Genomic DNA, 21,609 nt, shown 5'->3' with positions numbered 1-21,609 from the left:
TCCGATGCTCGGCGAACTGATCGCATCGTGGCAGGTGACCCCACCCGCCATCTGGGGCAAGTTGCCCGGCCACGCGGACTTCGTCCGTTTCGACACCGGGCTCGGCGAGATCTCGGCCTGGCGCGCCTGGCTGGCGCTGGAAGGCCGGCGATGCGGCATGCCAGCGGGCGAGGGGGCGGTGGTGCCGGGACCTCGCGGCGAAGGAGCCCGTGCACTGCCGGTGGCTTTCGTGCTGTCGCCCGGGACGCTGCCATTCGCTGCGCGGCAGTGCGTTCTCGGCGTCATCGTTCCTTCCTGCGACAGCCTCGGGCGTCGTCATCCCTTGATCGTCTACCAGGCGGCGAGGCCGCACTGGATCAGGAAACACTACCAAAGCCATGCGGCGCAGCCTTGCGACTGGCAGTTCTGGCTGGCCCGGATGCTCGCGCGCCATGTGGCAACGGGCAAAGCCGCGAGCTTCCGGACGCTGGTGTTCGCCGTTCAGGCGCTCTGGGTCGAGCAGTCGGGCGTCGAGGGCCACGATGCCCGGCGCCGTCGGATGCAGGCGGTGATCGACCGCTGGATCGGGGCGGGACCGGTGGCCGACCCCGCCGCGCGTGTACGCGGCGTTCGATATCTGCCCTGGTCCGACTGGCCAGACCGGACATGGAGCGCGCACGCCGGCAACGCGTTCTGGCTGCAGGACGCCGAGGGCCGTTTCGTCGATGCCAGCCACCGGCTGCAGCCGGCCTGGGATGTGCTGCCATGAGCGCGGACGATCCTTTCGGCGTGCTTGACATCGCGGGCGCCCGGCGCCGGCCGCAGGCCGATGTCGTGACCTCGCTGCTCCAAGAGGGGCCGCCGATGGCGCGGCCTCTCGAGCCATTTTCGGGCCGCAACGGGCGGTCTTCTTCCATCGGACGGGCGGCTGGGGCCTGCGAGCTGTTCGATCGATGGCACGAAGCGTTCGAGCGCGCGGTGCGCGATCCGCGCGCACTCGCCGGCCATGCCGATTGGCGGCAGGCTCCGGAGCCCGAGGGGCCGGCCGCACCGACGCTCGCGCAGTTGAGCGCGCAGGGCGCCGCGTTTCCCTCGTTGCTCGACATCCTCCATGCGCGCGGCAGCATCGACCAACTGATCGAAGGCTTCGACCGGCTCGACGGTCCCGATCTGCTGGCGTTCGAGCCGCCGGCCGACGTGCTCGCGGCGTTCGCTCCCGAACTCGTGCGGCAGGCCGGCTTCGACCTGCCCGGATTGACGCGGCGCGAGCACCACGACATCGCGCCCGACAGCCATGTCCGCATCGGCGGACGCGCGGGCGACACCGAGGAAGCGGCGACATGAACGATGCGTGCCATGACGATGGTCCGGCGGCACGGCAGACCGCGGCGGCGCTCGACGAAGCCAGCCGCACGCCCTGGAAGTTCGGCTTCTTCGCGCTGCTGCGCCGGTTGGCCGCTTCCAGCCCCGAAAGGCCGCCGATCGGGCTGGCGGCGAGGCCGCAGCAGGAAGGCTTCAGGCTGGGGCAGGCGGCGGCCCTGGCCTTCGCGCCGCGCGAAATCGCCGAAATCGTGCTGCCGCTTCGGCCTGACCCGGCGGAAGCCGTGGCGCCGCGAGCCGGGCCGCACCGCGGCGGCAACGATCCGTCGCGACCGCTGATCCGGCTCTACGGACTGGGCATGCTCGGATCGAACGGTCCCTTGCCGCTGCATTTCACCGAGATCGTTCGCGATCGCATGGAGAACGCGAACGACAGCACGCTCGCGGACTTCCTGGACCTGTTCCATCACCGCTATCTCACGCACATGTACCGTGCCTGGGCGCAGAGCCAGGCGGCGGCGGGGCTGGACCGCCGCGGCGACGAGCCTTTCAGCCGCTATGTCGCGCGCCTGAGCGGACACGATCCCAACGAGATTCTCGATTCGGTGCTGCCGTCGCATGCGCGGCTGGCCGCCGCTTCGCATTTGGTTCGCGAGGCGCGCGATCCCGACGGCCTGGCGGGCACGCTGGCGCGCTTCTTCTCCATGCCGGTGCAACTGCGGGAATTCATGCCGCAGTGGATCCGCATCGCACCCGAGGAGTGCAGCCAGTTGGGAAGTGCCCGCGCATCGAGCGTGATGGGCGACGGCGCCCTGGCCGGCGAGGTGGTCGCCGACCGGCAGTCCAGGTTCCGGCTGGTGCTCGGGCCGCTGACGCTCGAGCGCTACCTGCGGTTCACGCCGCAGGGGCGCGATCTCCCGTTGCTGGTCGAGTGGGTCCGTGCCTTCGTCGGCCACGAGTTCGTCTGGGACGTCGAACTGCGGATCCGCCGCGACAGCCGGCCGCCCGCGCGCCTCGAGGCTTTGCGCCGGCTGGGATGGTCGACCTGGCTGGGCGGGGACGACGCGGCGAAGAGCGACGCCGAGGGCCACACGGCGGGCATGGTCTTCGAGCCCGAGCAGTACGTCGGCACGCCGGAGTCGCGATGAATTCGAGTCTCGATGTGCCCGAGCCAGCCGTGGATTGGGGCCACCAGTGGCTGCTCCCCGTGAGCCCCGCGGCGCCCTGCGGCCCGAGCCTCGAGTACGACCCGGACTATGCGGTGCTGCGTTCGCGCATGGTGCCGCGCGTCGAGGCGCAGTACGGCGATTTCATCGGCCTTCCCGAGGCGCCGAACTGGGGCGACATCGAGCGGGATTGCGCGCAGCTGCTGGCGCGCACCCGCGACATCCATGTGCTGGTCTGGCTCTGCCGCGCACGCACCCGGCTCGCGGGCGCCGCGGGGCTAGCGCAGGCGCTCGCGCTGCTGGCCGCGGTCCTCCCGCGTTGGCCGGACGCCGTGCATCCGCAGCGCGTGATCGAGGGCGAAGAGGACCCAACGGTGCGCGCGAACGCCGTCGCGGCGCTGGCCGATCCGGAGGGACTGGTCGGCGACGTCCGGGACATCGTGATCGAGACGAGCACCGCCGCGCGTCTGAGCGTGCGCGATGTCGAGCGGGCATCGCGCGTGTCCGCCGGTGCCTCGCTACGGGATTCCGTGGTCCAGCAGCTGTCCGAGCTGAGGCGGACATCGGCCGCGGACCCCCAGGCACCGTTGAATCGGTTGGCGAGCGCCGCACGGTCGCTCGACGGCATCGCGCGCTGGAGCCGGGCACAGCTCGGCGGCCATGCACCCGAACTGCGCGCGCTCGAGCAGTTGCTCGAGCCGTTCGGTGTCGCTGCGCCGGAACCGCCCGCCCGGCGCGCCTCGCCGGTACCTGCCATGCGTCTCGACGACGCCGTGACGGTTGCACGGCCCGCTTCGCGCGACGAAGCGCTCAGCGCGATCCGGGCAGTGCGGGCCTGGTTCGAGGTCCATGAGCCGAGCACCCCGGTCGTCGTGCTGCTGCGCCAGGCCGAAAACCTGGTCGGAAAGCCGTTCTCGGAGGTGGTCGGGGCGATCCCGCAGGATCTGCTGCAGAAATGGGAGGCCGGGCGGTGAGTTCGCTCCCCTCGGCATGGCTGCTCGCGGGAGCCGTGGCCATCGGCTGGCTCGGCGGCGGGGTGTCGGCCTGGGTGTTACTGCGGGCAAGGCGCAAGGCGCCGCGGGCCGTGGAGGAGGGCGCCGGGCCCGAGGAACCCGCGACGATCCTCTTCGCCGCCGACCTGGTTGTGTCGCCTCCCGAGCCCGAGCCCACGGCAGCGCCCAAGCCCGTTCCCGCCCCGGAACGCGGGCTGCTCGAGCTCAGCGACGAGGACATCGACGCCCTCCCTGCGGAACTGCCGGCCGCCGAGCACGGCCAAAGGCGCAAATTGCCGGCTCCCCGAAAGCCTGTTCTGCGGAATATCTGAGCGGGATATCGTCAAAATCCGTTGAACGGATTTTTGACGGCGTATGAGCCGCAAGCCTCTTGATTTGTCGAATTCTCGCCACCAGCTTTTCCCGAGCCGGCACGGCGCTTGCACGCTCTATAGAATCTTTTTCATGGCAACGAGAATTCCTTCGACCCCTCCCACGCCACCGGTGCGTAAACCGGCGCGAGACGACGGAGATTCGGTCGTCCTCGAGCGGCGTCCGCAGAAAACGGCGCCACCCCAGATGTATCAGGTGGTCATGCTCAACGACGACTACACGCCCATGGAGTTCGTGGTCGTCGTCCTGCAGGAGTACTTCAGCAAGGACCGCGAAAGCGCCACCCAGATCATGCTCAAGATCCACCTCGATGGCCGCGGCGTCTGTGGGGTCTATTCCCGCGACATGGCGGCCACCAAGGTCAACCAGGTGATGGAGGCGGCCAAGCAGGCAGGGCATCCTTTGCAATGTGTCAGCGAACCCGTGGAATGAACCTGTTGATTTAGGCAAGCTCCAACCCATCTGAGAACTTATTTACAGCAAGGCAAAAAGGAAATCACATGATTGCCCAGGAACTGGAAGTCAGCTTGCACATGGCCTTCGTCGAGGCCCGGCAACAGCGCCACGAGTTCATCACCGTGGAGCATTTGCTGCTCGCTTTGCTGGACAACCCGAGCGCCGCGGAAGTTCTGCGCGCCTGCTCGGCCAACGTCGACGACCTGCGGGCGTCGCTCACCAACTTCATCAAGGACAACACGCCCCAGGTGGCGGGTACCGACGATGTGGACACCCAGCCCACGCTGGGCTTCCAGCGCGTGATCCAGCGCGCCATCATGCACGTGCAGTCCACCGGCAACGGCAAGAAGGAAGTCACCGGCGCCAACGTGCTGGTCGCGATCTTCGGCGAGAAGGACTCGCACGCGGTCTACTACCTGCACCAGCAGGGCGTGACCCGCCTCGACGTGGTGAACTTCATCGCCCACGGCATCAAGAAGAGCGATCCGCCGGAAGCCGTCAAGGGCAACAGCGAAGCCTCCTCGAACGAGAGCGAAGAGGGCGGCGGAGAGAAGAACGAGAAGGCCTCGCCGCTCGAACAGTTCACGCAGAACCTCAACCAGATGGCCAAGGACGGCAAGATCGATCCGCTGATCGGCCGCGAGTACGAGGTCGAGCGCGTGATCCAGATCCTGTGCCGCCGGCGCAAGAACAACCCGCTGCTGGTCGGCGAGGCCGGCGTGGGCAAGACCGCGATCGCCGAGGGCCTGGCATGGCGCATCACGCAAGGCGACGTGCCCGAGATCCTGGCCGAGTCGAACGTGTTCTCGCTCGACATGGGCGCGCTGCTCGCGGGCACCAAGTACCGCGGTGACTTCGAACAGCGCCTGAAGGGCGTGCTCAAGTCGCTCAAGGACAAGCCGAACGCGATCCTGTTCATCGACGAGATCCACACGCTGATCGGCGCCGGCGCGGCCTCGGGCGGCACGCTCGACGCGTCGAACCTGCTCAAGCCGGCGCTCTCGAGCGGCCAGCTCAAGTGCATCGGCGCGACCACCTTCACCGAATACCGCGGCATCTTCGAGAAGGACGCGGCCCTGTCGCGTCGTTTCCAAAAGGTCGACGTGGTCGAGCCCTCGGTGCAGGAAACCGTCGACATCCTCAAGGGCCTGAAGTCGCGCTTCGAGGAACACCATGGCGTGAAGTACGCGGTGGCCGCACTGCAGGCCGCGGCCGAGCTGAGCGCCAAGTACATCAATGACCGTCACCTGCCCGACAAGGCGATCGACGTCATCGACGAAGCGGGCGCGGCGCAGCGCATCCTGCCGGCGAGCAAGCGCAAGAAGACCATCAGCAAGACCGAGGTCGAGGAAATCGTCGCGAAGATCGCGCGCATTCCCCCGGCCAACGTCAGCAACGACGACCGCGGCAAGCTGCAGACGATCGAGCGCGACCTCAAGAGCGTGGTGTTCGGCCAGGACAAGGCGCTCGAGGTGCTGGCCTCGGCCGTCAAGATGGCGCGTTCGGGCCTGGGCAAGGGCGACAAGCCGATCGGCTCGTTCCTGTTCTCGGGTCCCACGGGCGTCGGCAAGACCGAAGCGGCCAAGCAGCTCGCCTACATCATGGGCATCGAGCTGATCCGCTTCGACATGTCGGAGTACATGGAGCGTCACGCGGTGAGCCGCCTGATCGGCGCGCCTCCGGGCTACGTCGGTTTCGACCAGGGCGGTCTGCTGACCGAGGCCGTCACGAAGAAGCCGCACTCGGTGCTGCTGCTCGACGAAATCGAGAAGGCGCATCCGGACATCTTCAACGTGCTGCTGCAGGTCATGGACCATGGCACGCTGACCGACAACAACGGGCGCAAGGCCGACTTCCGCAACGTCATCATCATCATGACGACGAACGCGGGTGCCGAGACCATGAACAAGGCGACCATCGGCTTCACCAACCCGCGGCAGGCCGGCGACGAAATGGGCGACATCAAGCGCCTGTTCTCGCCCGAATTCCGCAACCGGCTCGATGCCATCGTCAACTTCAAGGCGCTCGACGAGCAGATCATCCTGCGCGTGGTCGACAAGTTCCTGCTGCAGCTCGAAACGCAGCTGGCCGAGAAGAAGGTCGAGGTCACGTTCACCGACAAGCTGCGCAAGCACCTGGCGAAGAAGGGCTTCGATCCGCTGATGGGCGCACGGCCGATGCAGCGCCTGATCCAGGACACGATCCGTCGTGCACTGGCCGACGAACTGCTGTTCGGCCGCCTGACCGAAGGCGGGCGCCTGGAAGTCGACCTCGACGAGAAGGACGAGGTACTGCTCGACATCCAGCCGCTGCCGAAGAAGGAAGGCAAGTCGAAGCCCGAAGCGGAAGAGGCCGCGGCCGGTTAAGACAAGCGAAGGAACTGGGCATTCCGTGGCCGACGAGGCCGCGGAAGCGCCCCCAAAGGCCGGTAGCATCGCGCTGCCGGCCTTTTTCTTTTTGAGGGGTCCGCCCCTCGCCTTGATCCTCCCCGAACTCAGTCCCGAATGGAAAACCGGCCTCTCCCTGGCATGGAGCGGCTACATCGCCGTGCTGTCGGTCTGGATCGTGATGCAGAAGCGCGCGCCGGTGTCGACGATGAGCTGGATCCTCTCGCTGGCGCTGCTGCCGTTCGCGGGATTCGTCATCTACTACTTCCTCGGGCCGCAGCGCCTGCGCAAGCAGCGGCTCAAGCGCCTGCGCACCCGCGCGAACGCCAACGCGCAGGCCGACCTGGCGCGGCTGCGCGACGCGGCCGAGCATGCGCCGCCGGCGCTGCAGCAGATGGCGCGGCTGGGCACCGCGACCTGCGGCATCCCGGTATCGAGCGCCACCGGCGTCGAGCTGCTCTCGGGCGGGGCGCGCACCTTCGACGCGATCTTCGAGGCGGTGCGCGCGGCGCGCGACCATGTGCATCTCGAGTACTACATCTTCGAGCCCGACACCATCGGCACCGCGCTGCGCGACCTGCTGGTGGCACGCGCGGGCGAGGGCGTGAAGGTGCGGCTGCTGATCGATGCGCTAGGCTCCCAGCGCATCGGCCGCAAGTTCATGGCGCCGATGCTGGCCGCGGGTGTGCAGGTGGCGCTGTTCCACGACACCAGGATCGGCCGCCGCCTGCGTCCGGTGACCAACTACCGCACCCACCGCAAGATCGTGGTGTGCGACGGCCGCGTGGGCTTCACCGGCGGCGTCAACATCACGGACGAGGAAGACAAGCGCACGCGGCCCGACGCCTACCACGACGTGCACCTGCGCGTGGAAGGCAGTGCCGTGCGCTGGCTGCAGACCACCTTCATGGAGGACTGGACCTATGCCACTGGCGAGGACCTGCACAGCTTCGGCGACGGCCTCGATGCCATGCTGCCCAAGGTGGAAGCCGGCGAGATCCCGGTGCAGATCGTCACCAGCGGACCCGACAACACGCTCGAGGCCATCCACCGCATGCACGTCGAGGCGATCCACAACGCCAACCACCGCGCTTGGCTCACCACGCCGTACTTCGTGCCCGGCGAGCCCGCGCTGATGGCCCTCACGAGCGCCGCGCTGCGCGGTGTCGACGTGCGGCTGCTGGTGCCGCGGCGCAGCGATTCGGCCATCGTGAGCGCCGCCGCGCGCTCCTACTTCGACGAACTGATCGCCGCCGGCGTGAAGGTGTGGGAGTACAAGGCGCGCATGCTGCACTCGAAGACGCTGGTGGTCGACGAGGACTGCGCGATGATCGGCACCGCGAATTTCGACAACCGCAGCTTCCGCCTCAACTTCGAGGTCTGCGCGGTGGTTTATGGTCCGGCATTGGCGCGACCGCTGGCGGCGCAGTTCGAGACCGACCTGCACAGCTCGGCCGCCGTGCGCGCGCACCGGCCCCAGCCCTTCTGGCAACGGCTCGGCGACTCGGTCGCGCGGCTGTCGTCGCCGCTGCTCTGAGGCCGGGCGCCGCACCCGGTATCCGCTTTCGCTTTTCCCCAACGACATGACCGCTCAAACCTTCCTCTGGCACGACTACGAAACCTTCGGCGCCGTGCCGCGCCGCGACCGGCCCTCGCAGTTCGCCGCCATCCGCACCGACGCGGCGCTCAACGAGATCGGCGAGCCGCTGATGATCTATTGCAAGCCCGCGCCCGACTACCTGCCGAGTCCCGAGGCCACGCTGATCACCGGCATCACGCCGCAGCTGTGCCTCGAACGCGGCCTGCCCGAGCACGAGTTCGCGGCGCAGATCGAGCGCGCCTTCTCGCAGCCCGGCACCATCGGCGTGGGCTACAACACCATCCGCTTCGACGACGAGGTCACGCGCTTCCTGTTCTGGCGCAACCTCATCGATCCCTATGCGCGCGAGTGGCAGAACGAGTGCGGCCGCTGGGACCTGCTCGACGTGGTGCGCCTGACCTATGCGCTGCGGCCCGACGGCATCCAGTGGCCGAAGAAGGAGGACGGCAGCCAGAGCTTCAAGCTCGAGGACCTCGCCAAGGCCAACGGCCTGCTGCACGAGTCGGCGCACGATGCGCTGTCGGACGTGCGCGCCACCATCGCGCTGGCACGGCTGATCCGCAACGCGCAGCCCAAGCTGTTCGACTTCGCCTTCGCGCTGCACCGCAAGGACCGCGTGGCCAGCGAGCTCGGCCTGCCGGCGGTGCGCGAGACCGCGAAGCCCTTCCTGCACGTCTCGGGCATGTTCCCGGCCGAGCGCGGCTGCCTGGCCGTGATGTGGCCGCTGGCCAGCCATCCCACCAACAAGAACGAGCTGCTGGCCTGGGACCTCGCGCACGATCCGAGCGAGCTGCGCGACCTCGATGCCGACACCGTGCGCCTGCGCATGTTCACGCGCGCCGCCGAGCTGCCCGAGGGCGTGGTGCGGCTGCCGATCAAGGGCGTGCACCTCAACAAGTCGCCGATGGTGGTGGGCAACCTGCGCACGCTGGCCGCGCCCATGGCCGAGCGCTGGGGCATCGATCTCGACACGGCCCTGCGCCATGCCGCGATCGCGCGCGACCTGCCCGACATGAGCGCAATCTGGGCCAAGGTCTACGAGCGGCCGAAGGAGGACGCGCCCGACGTCGACGAGGACCTCTACGGCGGCTTCGTCGGCAACGGCGACCGGCGCCGGCTCAACCAGCTGCGCGCGCTCTCGCCGGCCGAGCTCGCGAAGGACCGCACCGGCTTCGACGACGGGCGGCTCGAGGAGATCGTGTTCCGCTACCGCGCGCGCAACTGGCCCGAGACGCTGAGCGAGGAAGAGGCGCAGCGCTGGGAAGAACACCGCGTGGCGAAGCTGTTCGACGGCGAGGGCGGCGCCCGCACGGTCGAGGGCCTGTTCGCCGAGATCGATGCGCTGTCGGAGACGGTGGACGAGCAGGGCGAGGAACTGCTGGGCGCGCTCTACGACTATGCCGACGCGATCGCGCCGTCGCGCTGAGCCCCACGCAGGCGCCAGGCCGGCGATGGAAAGGCGAGCTTTTCGTGTCCGATTCTGAACAGAGGACCGAAGTGAATGTCGTGCGGCGGCTGGTGCCGGCCGACGCCGTGGCCTATCGCGCGCGCATGCTCGATGCCTACGAGCGGCATCCGAGCGCCTTCACCTCGACTGTGGCCGAGCGCGGCGCCTTGCCGCTGCGCTTCTGGGAGGAGCGGCTGGCGCCAGGCGAGGACACGGCCGACGTGGTCTACGGCGCCTTCGATGCCGGCGGGCTGGTCGGCGCGGCCGGACTGAGCTTCGAGCGGCGCGAGCGCGCGCGGCACAAGGCCACGCTGTTCGGCATGTCGGTGGCCGAATCGGCCCGGCAGGCGGGCTTCGGCCGCCGGCTGGTGCTGGCGCTGCTGGAGCACGCCCGCCAGCGGCCGGGTCTGCGCCTGGTGCAGCTCACCGTGACCGAGGGCAACGATGCCGCGCAGCGGCTCTACGAACGCTGCGGTTTCCAGCCCTTCGGCGTCGAGCCGCTGGCGATCGCGCTCGACGGCCAACTGCTGGGCAAGGTGCACATGTGGTGCGACCTGCTGCAGCCCGGCCACCTGCAAGGCTGAGCTTCGGAGCGGGGCGGGCTCGCCCGGCTGCTACGATCCGCGGCCTTCTCGCTGCCGGACCGCGCCATGCGGCCTTCGTTTCGCCGAACCAGCCCGAATGCCCCAAGCCCAAGCCTCCACCACCGATCTCTTCGTGGGCCCGAACAGCCTGCTGCGCCGCCATGCGCTCGGCCTCGGCGTGGCGACACTGGCCGGCGTCGGCGGCAGCGCCGCCACGGTCGCGCTGCTCGCGCTCATCAACCGCATGCTGCACGCCGAAGGCGGACTGGCTTCGGGCCTGGCGCTGGCCTTCGTCGGCCTCGCGCTGCTCACGCTGGTCGGGCGCGTGCTCTCCGACGCGCTCACCAACCGCATCGGGCAGGACATCCTGCGCAGCCTGCGGACGCGGCTCGCGCAGCGGATCCTCGACGCGCCCATCGACGAGCTCGAGCGCTTCCGCACCCACCGCCTGACACCCGTGCTCACGCACGACATCGGCATGGTGAGCGGCCTGTGCTTGAGCCTGCCGATGACGGTGGTCGCCGCGACCATCGTGCTCGGCTGCCTGGGGTGGCTGGTCTGGCTCTCGTGGCAGCTCGCGGCGCTGCTGGCCGTGGTGATGGCGGGTGGCATCGCGATCCACCGGCTGGCGCTCGAGCGCGCCATCGCGGGCTTCGACGCGGCGCGCGAGGGCGAGGATGCGTTGCACAAAGCCTGGCGGCGGCTCGGCGACGCGGCCAAGGAACTGCGCCTGAGCCGCGGCCGTCGCGCGCAGGTCTACCAGGGCGAGATCCTGCGCAGCGTCGACGACATCCGCCAGGCCAGCGTGAAGGCCGGCGATGCCTTCTCGTTCGCGCACGAGGCCGGCTCGGCGCTGTACTTCCTGTTCATCGCGGTGGTCTTCAGCGCTGCCCGGTTCTGGAACCTGTCGGCCGAGGCGCTCAGCGGCTTCGTGCTGGCGCTGCTCTACCTCAAGGGGCCGATGGACCAGGTGCTGGGCTTCCTGCCGTTCTTCGCGCGGGCACGCGTGGCGCTGGGCCGGGTCGCCGAACTGACCGAACGCTTCGAGAGCCCGGAACCCGGGCTGGCCGATGCGCTCGTCGGCACGGGCGCGCGCCCGGCCTTCGCCGAGGCCATCGCGCTCAGCGGCATCCGTTACGCCTTCGCGCCCGCGGAAGCCGAGGAGGGCGCTCAAGCCGCGCAGGTCGCCGCGCCGTTCGTCTTCGGCCCGATTGACCTGCGCATCGCGCGCGGCGAGATCCTCTTCATCGCGGGCGACAACGGCTCGGGCAAGACCACCTTCCTCAAGCTGCTGACCGGCCTCTACCTGCCGCAGTCCGGCACGCTGACGGTCGATGGCGAGGCGGTGACCGACGCCAGCCGCGACACCTACCGCCAGCTGTTCTCGCCGGTGCTCTCGGATTTCCACCTGTTCGAGGCGCTGCCCGACGAGCCCGGCCTCGCGTCCGCACAGCGCGACGAGATCGCGCGCGCCGGCCTGGCGCGGCTCGCGCTCGATGGCAAGGTGGCGGTCGACGACGGCATCTTCAGCACCATCGACCTCTCGACTGGCCAGCGCAAGCGGCTCGCGCTGGTGCATGCCTGGGTCGAGGCGCGGCCCGTGATGGTGTTCGACGAATGGGCGGCCGACCAGGACCCGAGCTTTCGCCACCAGTTCTATACCGAGCTGCTGCCGGAGCTGCGCGCGAGGGGCCACACGCTGGTGGTCATCTCGCACGACGACCGCTACTTCGGCGTGGCCGACCGCGTCGTGCACTTTCGCGACGGGCGCATCGCGGCCGCTTGAGGCGCCTGGAGGCCGGCGGCGCGTCGCTGTCCGCGATTTCCCCCGTGCGCACGGCCATGGCCCGGCCCACGTATGCTCCCCGCATGGACGCCACCGCCGCCGCGCTCACCGACTTCGCCACGCGCCACCGCCAACTGTTCGTGCTGACCGGCGCGGGCTGCAGCACCGAATCGGGCATCCCCGACTACCGCGATGCACGCGGCGAATGGAAGCGGCCGTCGCCCGTGACCTACCAAGCCTTCATGGGCGAGGAGGCGACACGTCGCCGCTACTGGGCGCGCAGCCTGATCGGCTGGCCGACCATGGCGCTGGCCCGGCCGGGCGCCGCGCACCACGCGCTGTCGCGGCTCGAGGTGGCCGGCCGCGTCGGCCTGCTGCTGACCCAGAACGTCGACGGCCTGCACGAGGCCGCCGGCAGCCGCGCCACCATCGACCTGCACGGGCGCATCGACACCGTGCGCTGCATGGGCTGCGAGCGCCGCATGCCGCGCGCGGAACTGCAGCGCGAACTGCGCGCGCGCAATCCGCGCTGGGCCGCGCTCGAGGCGCGCGCGGCACCCGACGGCGACGCCGATCTCGAGGGCCATGACTTCTCCGCCTTCGACGTGCCGGCCTGCGCGCATTGCGGCGGCCTGCTCAAGCCCGACGTGGTGTTCTTCGGCGAGAGCGTGCCGCGGGAGCGCGTCGCCGCGGCCTTTGCGGCGCTCGAGGCCGCCGATGCGGTGCTGGTGGCGGGCTCGTCGCTGATGGTCTATTCGGGCTTCCGCTTCGTGCAGGCGGCTGCTGCGGCCGGCAAGCCGGTGGCGGCGGTGAACCTCGGGCGCACGCGGGCCGACGAGCTGCTGGCGCTCAAGGTCGAGCGGCCGGTGGGCGAGGCGCTCGCGGCCCTGGCCGAGGCGCTGGCGCCCGAATCGCGCACGGCTTAGCGCAACGAGCGGATGAAGCCATCCACCGCCGAGGTGTAGCCACTCGGCAGGCCGAGTTCCGCATCGATCGCTCCATGCGACAGGTCCTGCGGCAGCAGTTCGGCGTGGCCACCGCGCGCGGTCACCCGATCGGCGAACGCGCGGGCCTGCGCGCAGGAGCCATCGCGTCGCTGCGTCGAGCACACGAGCAGCAGCGGCGCGGTGCCCGGCGCGAGTTGCTCGGTCGGCGACACGCGGCGCCAGAAGGCCGGGTCGGCGCCGAACACGCGGTCGTAGAAGCGCAGGTGGGGCCGCTCCATCAGCGCCGCCGTGTCGAGCGCGGCGCTGTCGAGCGCGACCGTGCCGAGCCAGGGCCGCGCGCCCTGTTGCCGCGCCAGCGGCGCGGAGGCCGCCAGCAGCGCGACCAGGTGCGCGCCGGCCGAGTGGCCCATGAGCACCACGCGGGACGGATCGCCGCCCCAGGACGGCGCCTGCGACTGCACGGCCGCGAGCGCGCGCGCCACGTCCTGCGCCTGCTGCGCCACGTCGACCTGCGGCACGAAGCGGTAGCCGACCGACACCAGCACGAAGCCCTGCTCGCGCACCCAGTGCTCGATCTTGAGGTCGACGACCGAGGCTGCCGCCTTGTCGCCGAACATCCAGGCACCGCCGTGGACCATCACGAGCACGGGCGCCGTGCGGGCGTTCGCGGGCAGGTAGACGTCCATGCGCTGCCGCGGATCGGGCCCGTAGGGCAGGTCGGCGATGCGGCGCACCCCGGCCACGGGCGCGGCGGCGGCCGCTTCGGGTTGCGCGGCCGCCGGCAGCGTCGCCGCGCCCACCGCCGCCAGCAGCAGCGCGAACCCGAAAGGCAGCAGTCGTTTCATCGGCGGCGTGTGCGTTGCTGGCGCGAAAGCTCAGGCCTTCGGCAGGCTCCAGCTCGTCGCATCGCCGCGTCCCGGCAGATGCAGCAAGGCCGTCGCCGCCGGCGTCTCGGCCAGCAACCGGCCCTTGCGGAACACCTTCAGGCGCGTGGCGCGCAGCCGGATCGCCTCGACCGGATCGCGCGCTTGCAGCAGCACGAAGCTCGCATCGCGGCCGGCCTCGAGGCCGTAGTTCTCGAGGTGCATCACGCGCGCGGCGTTGGTGGTCACCGCCTCGAAGCACTGGTGGATGCCGGCCTGGCTGGTCATCTGCGCCACGTGCAGGCCCATGTGCGCCACCTCGAGCATGTCGCCCGAGCCCATGCCGTACCAGGGGTCCATCACGCAGTCGTGGCCGAAGGCGACGTTGACGCCGGCGGCCAGCAGCTCGGGCACGCGCGTCATGCCGCGGCGCTTGGGGTAGCTGTCGTGGCGGCCCTGCAGCGTGATGTTGATCAGCGGGTTCGAGACCACGCTCACGCCGGCCTCGGCGATCAGCGGCAGCAGCTTGCTCACGTAGTAGTTGTCCATCGAGTGCATCGAGGTGCAGTGCGAGCCCGTGACCCGGCCCTGCAGGCCCAGGCGCTGCGTCTCGAAGGCCAGGGTCTCGATGTGGCGCGAGAGCGGGTCGTCGGATTCGTCGCAGTGCATGTCGACCAGCTTGCCGCGCTCGGCCGCGATCTCGCACAGCCGCTTCACGCTGGTCGCGCCGTCGGCCATGGTGCGCTCGAAGTGCGGGATGCCGCCGACCACGTCCACGCCCTTGTCGAGCGCGCGCTCGATGTTCTCGAGCCCGCCCGGGATGCGCAGCGCGCCGTCCTGCGGGAAGGCCACCAGCTGCAGGTCGAGGTACGGCGCCACGCGGCGCTTGACCTCGAGCAGCGCATCGACCGCCAGCAGGCTGGCATCGCTGGTGTCGACATGCGAGCGCACCGCGAGCAGCCCCTTGGCCACGGCCCAGTCGCAATAGGCCAGCGCGCGCTCGATCAGCGCGTCGGCCGTCAGGAGCGGCTTGAGCTCGCCCCACAGCGCGATGCCCTCGAGCAGCGTGCCGCTCTGGTTGACGCGCGGCAGGCCGTAGCTCAGCGTGGCGTCCATGTGGAAATGCGGGTCGACGAAATGCGGCGCGACCAGCTGGCCGGCGGCATCGAGCGTGTCGTGCGCCGGCGCGGCCAGGCCGGCCGTGACTTCGGCGATGCGGCCGTCCTGCACGGCGATCGACATGCCGGTGCGGCCGTCGGGGAGGGTGGCGTTGGTGACGAGGAGGTCGAGCATCGTGGGGGCTTGGGGATCGTTGTGGGGAGATTCGGCCTGGCGTGGCCGTCTGGCTGGCTTCAGCGCGAGGGCTGCGGCCGGAAGCGGTACTGGCCCGGTGCCGGGCCGACCTCGATGGTCACGCGCCGCAGCTTGTCGTCGTGTCCCGAGTCGGCCTTGGCCGTGAGCACGATGCCGCGCGGCGTGGCGCGGCAGGTCAGGTCGCTGAGGGCGATCTCGGCATGGTCGTTGTCGAGCTCGGCGATGGCCACCGTGTGCGCGGCCTGCAGGCTGCCGTTGGCATCGCGCGCCATCCATTGCACGTAGAGAAAGGACTGCGCGTACTGCTCGGCATGCACCACGCGGTAGGTGCCCTGGTGGTTCGGTCCCCAGGTGCCGCAGAGCTGGACCCAGGTGACCGCATCGGGCGTCTGGAAGCGTTCGTAGCCGTAGTCGGTGCCCAGCGCATGGGCGGCCGCGCCGCATGCGAGCACGGCGGCGATCGAGGCGGATTGGAGGAGGTTCGGCATGGGTGTGTTGAGGGCGATGGCGGACCGTCGTAATTCTCTACTCAGAATTTTTTACCTTGCAGAGACAAAAGTCGAAGGGGTGCCGCTTACGCTTTGAAAACAATGAAGCGCGACGACCTTGACTTCGGACCTGGCGTCCTGGCACTGCCGGGGCATCCCGGCGGTCCATCATGCGTCATGTGGATGACCGGGCTCTCCGGCGCGGGCAAATCCACCCTCGCGCAGGGCCTGCGGGCCCGGTTGCAGGGCGAGCAGGTGGCCAGCGTCATTCTCGACGGCGACGAGGTGCGCGGCGGCCTGAGCCGCGGACTGGGGTTCAGCCAGGAAGACCGGAGCGAGAACATCCGCCGCATGGCCGAAGTCGCCCGGCTGCTGAGCCGGCAGGGCATGCTGGTGATCGTCGCGGCCATCACGCCGCTGCAGGCGCAGCGCGCGATGGCGCGCGAGATCGTCGGCGAGGCCTTCCGCGAGATCCACGTGCATGCGCCGTTCGCCCTGTGCGAGCAGCGCGACGTCAAGGGGCTCTATGCCCGGGCGCGCCGCAACGAGATCGCGGCCTTCACCGGCATCTCCGACAGCTACGAGCCGCCCGTCGCGCCCGACCTGGTCATCGACACCTCGGCCTGCCGCCTGGCCGACGCCGTGGAGGCGTTGCTGCTGGCCTTCGGCACGGCGCCGCGGCCGGTCGTCGCCCCACTGGGCGCCCGCGCATGAAGCACCACCTGCTGATCGCCGGCACGGGCCGCGCGGGCACGACCTTCCTGGTGCAGTACCTCGCCGAATGCGGCCTGGACACCCACATCGCGCGCGACCAGTACCGGGGCTACGACGAGGACGCCAACGCGGGCCTCGAGGACCTGCCGCTGGACGACCCCGACGCGCCCTACGTGATCAAGTCGCCCTGGCTGTTCGAGTACGTGGAGCGCGTGCTGGCCGACCCGCAGACGGTGGTCGACGCCGTCGTGATCCCGATGCGCGGCATCGTCGAGGCCGCCGCCAGCCGCACCGTCAACGAGCTGCGCGCGCGCCACGCCATGCCCGGCCTGCACGACGACTGCAAGCAATGGGAGACCTGGGGCACGACGGCGGGCGGGGTGGTCTATTCGCTCAACCCGATCGACCAGGCGCGCCTGCTCGCGCTGGGTTTCCACGAGCTGCTGCATGCGCTGGTGAAGCGGAACGTGCCGATCGTGCTGCTCGACTTTCCGCGCTTCATCGAGGACCCGGACTATCTCTACGGTGCCTTGAGCGCCACGCTGGGCGACGGTGTCGATCGCGCCTCGGCCCTGCGCGCGCATGCCCGCGTCGCGGAGCCCTCGAAGGTGCGCGTGGGACGGGAACTGGCCGAGCCGACCGCCGAGGCCGCGGCCTCGCCGCGTCTCGCGTTCCCGAACCATGCCGCGCTGGACCGCAGCGCGCTCAAGCGCGAGCTGGCCAACGCGAGCCGCCGCGTCGCGCAGCTGGAGCGGCAGCTCGCCGAGCTGCGCAACTCGCGTTCATGGCGCCTCACCGCGCCGCTGCGTGCGCTGGTGCAACGGCTGCGCCGCGGCGGCGAACCGGCGTTGCCGGCCGCCACGCCTCAGCGCTCGCCCTTGCGGTAGGGCTTCATCAGCGCTTGCGGATAGCTGGCCTTGCGGGCCACGAGCACCAGCGCGAGGATCGACAGCAGGTAGGGCAGCATCAGGTACAGCTGGTACGGCAGGAAGGCATCGCCCGACTGCTGCAGGCGAAGCTGCAGCGCGTCGAAGAAGGCGAACAGCAGCGCACCCAGCAGCGCCTTGCCCGGCCGCCACGAGGCGAACACCACCAGCGCCACGCAGATCCAGCCGCGGCCGTTGACCATGTTGAAGAAGAAGGCGTTGAAGGCCGACAGCGTGAGGAAGGCACCCGCCACGCCCATCAGCGCCGAGCCGGCAACGATGGCGCCGGTACGGGTGGCCGCGACCGACACGCCCTGGCTCTCGGCCGCCTGCGGGTTCTCGCCGACCATGCGCAGCGCCAGGCCCAGCGGCGTGCGGTAGAGCAGCCAGGCCACCGCGGGCACCAGCGCCAGCGCGAGCAGGGTCAGCGGCGTCTGCGCGCCGAGCACCGGGATGTGCAGCCACTCCATGGGCGCGAAGGGCACGATGGTCGGCGGCGTGTTGACCTTCGGGAAGCTCACGCGGTAGCCGAAGTAGCTGAGCGCGGTCGCGAGCATGGTGATGCCCAGCCCCGACACATGCTGCGAGAGCGCCAGCCCCACGGTCAGGAAGGCATGCAGCAGCCCGAACACGGCGCCCGTGAGCGCCGCGATGCCCACGCCCGCCCACAGCGGCGCCCCCAGGTACACGGCGAGCCAGCCGGTGAAGGCGCCCGCGACCATGATCCCCTCGATGCCGAGGTTGAGCACGCCGGCGCGCTCGCACAGCAGCACGCCGAGCGTGCCGAGGATCAGCGGCGTGGCGATGCGCAGCACCGCGACCCAGAAGGCAGGGTTGGCGAGGATGTCGAGCAGGTCGGTCATCGGCTCCTCCGCACGCGGTACTGGGTCAGCAGGGTCGCCACCAGCACCGCGATCAGCGAGGCCGCGACGATCACGTCGGCGATGTAGGTCGGCACGCCCACGGCGCGGCTCATGGTGTCGGCGCCGACCAGCACGCCGGCCACGAACACGCCGGCCGCGATCACGCCCAGCGGATGCAGGCCGGCCAGCATCGCGATCACGATGCCGGTGTAGCCATAGCCGGGCGACATGTCGAGCGTGACGTAGCTGGTGCGGCCCGCGACCTCGATCGCGCCCGCCAGCCCGGCCAGCGCGCCCGACAGCAGCGCCACCGAGACCACGGTGCGCGTCACCGGCACGCCGGCGAAGGCGGCGGCGCGCGCGTTGGCGCCGACGGCGCGGATGTCGAAGCCCAGCACCGTGTACTTGAAGACCGCCCACACCATCACCGCAAGCGACACCGCCCACAGCAGCCCGGTGTGCACGCGCGTCTGGGCGATCAGCTTGCCGAGTTCCAGGTCCGACTGCAGCGACACGCTCTGCGGCCAGCCCATGGCGGTCGGGTCCTTCATCGGCCCGTCGAGCAGCGCCGACACGCCCAGCAGCACGATGAAGTTGATCAGCAGCGTGGTCACGACCTCGTCGACGCCGAGCCTGTTCTTCATCAGCGCCGGGCCCAGCAGCATCAGCGCGCCGGCCACGGCGGCGGCCAGCATCATCAGCGGGAACAGCAGCCAGGGCGACAGCTCGAAGCCGGTGCCGCCGTGCATGCCGCCCACGGCGACCGCGGCCAGCGCGCCCGCGTAGAGCTGCCCCTCGGCGCCGATGTTGAACAGCCGCGCCTTGAATGCGACCGTGGCGGCCAGCCCGGTGAGGATCAGCGGGATCGCGCGCGTGAGGGTCTCGCTCCAGGCGAACACCGAGCCGAAGCCGCCCTGCAGCAGCAGCGCGTAGGTGCGGCCCACGGGCGCGCCGGCCCACAGCACCAGCAGCGCGCTGATCGCGAGCGTGAAGGCGACCGCGCCGATGGGCGCCAGGACCAGCGCGGTGCGAGAGGCCTGGTGGCGTCGTTCGAGCCGCATCATGGCGTGGCCTCCTTCGCGGTGCGGGCGGTGGAGGCGGTGGCGCCGGCCATCGCCAGGCCGATCGCCTCGCGCGTCCAGGCCGAGGCGGCGCGTGCCTCGCCCAGGTGGCCGCCATGCATCACCGCCACGCGGTCGCCGAGCGCCAGCACCTCGTCGAGGTCGTCCGAGATCACGAGCACGGCCGCGCCGGCGTCGCGCGCGGCGATCAGCTGCTGCTGCACATAGGCCACGGCGCCGATGTCCAGGCCCCAGGTCGGCTGGTGCGCGACGATCAGGCGCGGGGCCTGGGTCGGGTGCCTGCGTTGCTCGTCGCGGCCGGGCTCGGGCTGCTCGGGCGGCAGCAGCGCGCGGCCGAGGATCAGCTTCTGCATGTTGCCGCCCGACAGCGAACGCGCCGGCGCCATCAGGCCGGCGCCGCGCACGTCGAAGGCCTGCTCGATGCGGCGCGCATGCAGCCGCGCGGCCGCGCGCTTCACGAACATCGCGCCGCGCGAGAACACCGGGCTGCGCAGCCGCTCCGACACCGCGTTCTCCCACACCGGCAGGTCGCCGACCACGCCGACCGCATGCCGGTCCTCGGGAATGCGCGCCACGCCGCGCTGCACCAGCCGCGCGGGCGAGGGCGGCAGGGCGCGGCCCATGAGCTGCGCGCGGCCCGCGGTGGCGCGGCGGGTGCCGCACAGCAGCTCGGCGAGCGCCACCTGTCCGTTGCCCGAGACGCCCGCGATCGCGGTGATCTCGCCCGCGCGCAGCGTCAGCGACACCTCGCGCAGCCGGTCCTGGCCGCCGCTCCTCGAGGCCGCGGTGCTCACGCGGTCGAGCACGCAGACCGCGTCGCCGACCGACTTCGCGGGCCGGCGCTGGGGCGCCTCGACCGCATGCCCGACCATCCAGAGCGCGAGCTGCGCCTGCGTGGTGTCGGCCGTGGCCGCCTCGGCCACCAGCTTGCCGCCGCGCAGCACGGCCACGCGGTGCGACACGCGCAGCACCTCGCCGAGCTTGTGGCTGATGAAGATCACCGACAGGCCCTGCGCCACCATCTGCGAGAGCGTGGCGAACAGCGCCTCGCTCTCCTGCGGCGTGAGCACGGCCGTGGGTTCGTCGAGGATCAGGATGCGCGCGCCGCGGTACAGCGCCTTGAGGATTTCGACGCGCTGGCGCTCGCCCACCGACAGGCTGCCGATGGTCGCCTCGGGCCGCACCGGCAGCCCGAAGCGCTGCGCCACCTCCAGCAGCCGCGCCCGCGCGGCCGCGCGGCGCGACAGCGGGCGCCACAGCGGCTCGGTGCCCATGGTCACGTTGTCGAGCACGCTGAGGTTGTCGGCCAGCGTGAAGTGCTGGTGCACCATGCCGACGCCCGCGGTCAGCGCGGCCTTGGGGTTGCCGGGCGCGAGCGGTGCGCCGAAGACCTCGATGCGGCCTTCGTCGGCGACGTAGTGGCCGAACAGGATCGACATCAGCGTCGACTTGCCGGCACCGTTCTCGCCGAGCAGCGCCAGCACTTCGCCGGCGCGCAGGTCGAGGGAGATGGCATCGTTGGCGACCAGGCTGCCGAAGCGCTTGGTGATGCCTTCGAGCCGGAGCACGTTGGAGTTCATGGTGTGGCGGGCGCGGACAGGGCGCGCTCGCGGCAGAAATTGTCGATGACACGAGCCGCCGCGGCGGGCGAGGCCTGCAGCAGTCCGTGCGGCCCGTCGAGCCGGACGATGCGCAGCGCCGGCAGCGCGCGCTCGATGATCGCGGCCGCCTTCGCGGGCACCAGCCGATCCTGCAGCGCCTGCAGGTACAGCGCGGGCACGCGGATGCGGGGCAGCAGCGCGGTCACGTTCACGCGCTGCACCGCCCGCAGGCGGTGCGTCATCACGGCCGTCGAGACCTTGCCGAGCGCGGCCTGCAGTTGCGCGCCCAGGCGCGGATCGGCGCCGCGGCCCAGCAGCATGCGTTGCATCGGGCCCCGCAGCGGTGCCGCATGCAGGAACTTCATCGCCAGCCCGAGCAGGCCGCCGCGCAGCAGCGCGAGCCCGGGCGCGGGGGCTCGCGCGAAGCTGCAGCACAGGATGAGGCCGCGCAGGCCAGGCGGCGGCGTGGCAGCGATCGCGATGGCGAGCGGGCCCGAGAAGGATTCGCCGAGCAGCACGAAGGGCTCGTCGGCCGGCAGTTGCGCGCGGATGCGGGGCTCGAGTTCGTCGTAGCCCTGCGGCCCGGAACCTGGGTAGCGCACGATGTCGACGCGCGTGCGCGGGTCGAGGGCTTCCTGCAGCGGTTCGAAGAGATCGCCCGTGCCATCCATGCCGGGCAGCAGAACGAGGCGGATCGGCGC

Annotated in this window: 21 protein-coding genes; 14 read left to right on the top strand and 7 right to left on the bottom strand. The window is 70.6% G+C overall.

The features are described from left to right. The first annotated feature begins 4 nt into the window (after window positions 1–4). The 12 genes from INQ48_16795 (at window position 5) to INQ48_16740 (ending at window position 13,036) form a co-directional block, all read left to right on the top strand. On the top strand, window positions 5–748 hold the full coding sequence (locus INQ48_16795) for a DUF2094 domain-containing protein (GenBank protein QRF55085.1): 744 nt from the start codon (window positions 5–7) through the stop codon (window positions 746–748). Continuing rightward, window positions 745–1,323 carry a TagK domain-containing protein gene (locus INQ48_16790; GenBank protein QRF55084.1) on the top strand — a complete coding sequence of 193 codons (579 nt, stop codon included), beginning with the start codon at window positions 745–747 and terminating at the stop codon, window positions 1,321–1,323. Before INQ48_16795 ends, INQ48_16790 begins: the two co-directional genes overlap by 4 nt. Beyond that, complete coding sequence (gene tssG / locus INQ48_16785) at window positions 1,320–2,447, top strand: type VI secretion system baseplate subunit TssG (GenBank protein QRF55083.1); 1,128 nt, start codon at window positions 1,320–1,322, stop codon at window positions 2,445–2,447. Before INQ48_16790 ends, tssG begins: the two co-directional genes overlap by 4 nt. Next, window positions 2,444–3,439: a type VI secretion system ImpA family N-terminal domain-containing protein gene (locus INQ48_16780; GenBank protein QRF55082.1), complete on the top strand. Its 996-nt coding sequence runs from the start codon at window positions 2,444–2,446 to the stop codon at window positions 3,437–3,439. Before tssG ends, INQ48_16780 begins: the two co-directional genes overlap by 4 nt. Then, a complete protein-coding gene (locus INQ48_16775) occupies window positions 3,436–3,789 on the top strand; it encodes a hypothetical protein (protein QRF55081.1) in 354 nt (117 codons plus the stop codon). The genes INQ48_16780 and INQ48_16775 overlap by 4 nt, the downstream gene beginning before the upstream one ends. A gap of 133 nt (window positions 3,790–3,922) precedes the next feature. Next, a complete protein-coding gene (gene clpS, locus INQ48_16770) occupies window positions 3,923–4,282 on the top strand; it encodes an ATP-dependent Clp protease adapter ClpS (protein ID QRF55080.1) in 360 nt (119 codons plus the stop codon). Window positions 4,283–4,350: 68 nt separating this feature from the next. Beyond that, window positions 4,351–6,672: an ATP-dependent Clp protease ATP-binding subunit ClpA gene (gene clpA, locus INQ48_16765; protein QRF55079.1), complete on the top strand. Its 2,322-nt coding sequence runs from the start codon at window positions 4,351–4,353 to the stop codon at window positions 6,670–6,672. 112 nt (window positions 6,673–6,784) lie between these two features. Continuing rightward, entirely contained in the window at window positions 6,785–8,230 is a 1,446-nt protein-coding gene (gene cls, locus INQ48_16760) for a cardiolipin synthase (protein ID QRF55078.1), read from the top strand. Window positions 8,231–8,276: 46 nt separating this feature from the next. Further along, window positions 8,277–9,719 carry an exodeoxyribonuclease I gene (gene sbcB / locus INQ48_16755; GenBank protein QRF55077.1) on the top strand — a complete coding sequence of 481 codons (1,443 nt, stop codon included), beginning with the start codon at window positions 8,277–8,279 and terminating at the stop codon, window positions 9,717–9,719. 125 nt (window positions 9,720–9,844) lie between these two features. Then, window positions 9,845–10,324, top strand: coding sequence for a GNAT family N-acetyltransferase (locus INQ48_16750; GenBank protein QRF60768.1), 480 nt, complete (start codon window positions 9,845–9,847; stop codon window positions 10,322–10,324). 97 nt (window positions 10,325–10,421) lie between these two features. Continuing rightward, complete coding sequence (locus INQ48_16745; protein QRF55076.1) at window positions 10,422–12,110, top strand: cyclic peptide export ABC transporter; 1,689 nt, start codon at window positions 10,422–10,424, stop codon at window positions 12,108–12,110. A 56-nt stretch (window positions 12,111–12,166) separates the two neighbouring features. After that, window positions 12,167–13,036 carry an NAD-dependent protein deacetylase gene (locus INQ48_16740; protein QRF55075.1) on the top strand — a complete coding sequence of 290 codons (870 nt, stop codon included), beginning with the start codon at window positions 12,167–12,169 and terminating at the stop codon, window positions 13,034–13,036. On the opposite strand, the gene INQ48_16735 is transcribed toward INQ48_16740, so the two are convergent. The 3 genes from INQ48_16735 to INQ48_16725 are packed head-to-tail and all read right to left on the bottom strand — an operon-like array spanning window position 13,033 to window position 15,722. Continuing rightward, window positions 13,033–13,902 (bottom strand): alpha/beta hydrolase, encoded by an 870-nt coding sequence (locus INQ48_16735; protein QRF55074.1) that lies wholly within the window; start codon window positions 13,900–13,902, stop codon window positions 13,033–13,035. The two genes, INQ48_16740 and INQ48_16735, sit on opposite strands and share 4 nt — an antisense overlap. A gap of 30 nt (window positions 13,903–13,932) precedes the next feature. Continuing rightward, complete coding sequence (locus tag INQ48_16730) at window positions 13,933–15,213, bottom strand: amidohydrolase family protein (GenBank protein QRF55073.1); 1,281 nt, start codon at window positions 15,211–15,213, stop codon at window positions 13,933–13,935. Window positions 15,214–15,272: 59 nt separating this feature from the next. Next, a complete protein-coding gene (locus tag INQ48_16725) occupies window positions 15,273–15,722 on the bottom strand; it encodes a hypothetical protein (GenBank protein QRF55072.1) in 450 nt (149 codons plus the stop codon). A gap of 102 nt (window positions 15,723–15,824) precedes the next feature. Here INQ48_16725 and cysC point away from each other — a divergent pair, with 102 nt between their 5' ends. Continuing rightward, window positions 15,825–16,436 (top strand): adenylyl-sulfate kinase, encoded by a 612-nt coding sequence (cysC, locus tag INQ48_16720; GenBank protein QRF55071.1) that lies wholly within the window; start codon window positions 15,825–15,827, stop codon window positions 16,434–16,436. After that, entirely contained in the window at window positions 16,433–17,323 is an 891-nt protein-coding gene (locus INQ48_16715; protein QRF55070.1) for a hypothetical protein, read from the top strand. The genes cysC and INQ48_16715 overlap by 4 nt, the downstream gene beginning before the upstream one ends. On the opposite strand, the gene INQ48_16710 is transcribed toward INQ48_16715, so the two are convergent. The 4 genes from INQ48_16710 to INQ48_16695 are packed head-to-tail and all read right to left on the bottom strand — an operon-like array spanning window position 17,302 to window position 21,579. Continuing rightward, entirely contained in the window at window positions 17,302–18,225 is a 924-nt protein-coding gene (locus INQ48_16710) for an ABC transporter permease (GenBank protein QRF55069.1), read from the bottom strand. The two genes, INQ48_16715 and INQ48_16710, sit on opposite strands and share 22 nt — an antisense overlap. Beyond that, the gene (locus INQ48_16705; GenBank protein ID QRF60767.1) at window positions 18,222–19,286 is read right to left on the bottom strand and encodes an ABC transporter permease; all 1,065 of its coding nucleotides are present in this window, start codon (window positions 19,284–19,286) and stop codon (window positions 18,222–18,224) included. Before INQ48_16705 ends, INQ48_16710 begins: the two co-directional genes overlap by 4 nt. Next, window positions 19,286–20,887: an ABC transporter ATP-binding protein gene (locus INQ48_16700; protein ID QRF55068.1), complete on the bottom strand. Its 1,602-nt coding sequence runs from the start codon at window positions 20,885–20,887 to the stop codon at window positions 19,286–19,288. The genes INQ48_16705 and INQ48_16700 overlap by 1 nt, the downstream gene beginning before the upstream one ends. Next, window positions 20,884–21,579: an alpha/beta hydrolase gene (locus INQ48_16695; protein ID QRF60766.1), complete on the bottom strand. Its 696-nt coding sequence runs from the start codon at window positions 21,577–21,579 to the stop codon at window positions 20,884–20,886. Before INQ48_16695 ends, INQ48_16700 begins: the two co-directional genes overlap by 4 nt. Between the last annotated feature and the right edge of the window lie 30 nt (window positions 21,580–21,609).

The organism is Variovorax paradoxus (assembly GCA_016806145.1).
GTDB lineage: Bacteria > Pseudomonadota > Gammaproteobacteria > Burkholderiales > Burkholderiaceae_C > Variovorax.
Note: the sequence above shows the minus strand (reverse complement) of the source record. Positions and strands in the feature narration are given on the sequence as shown.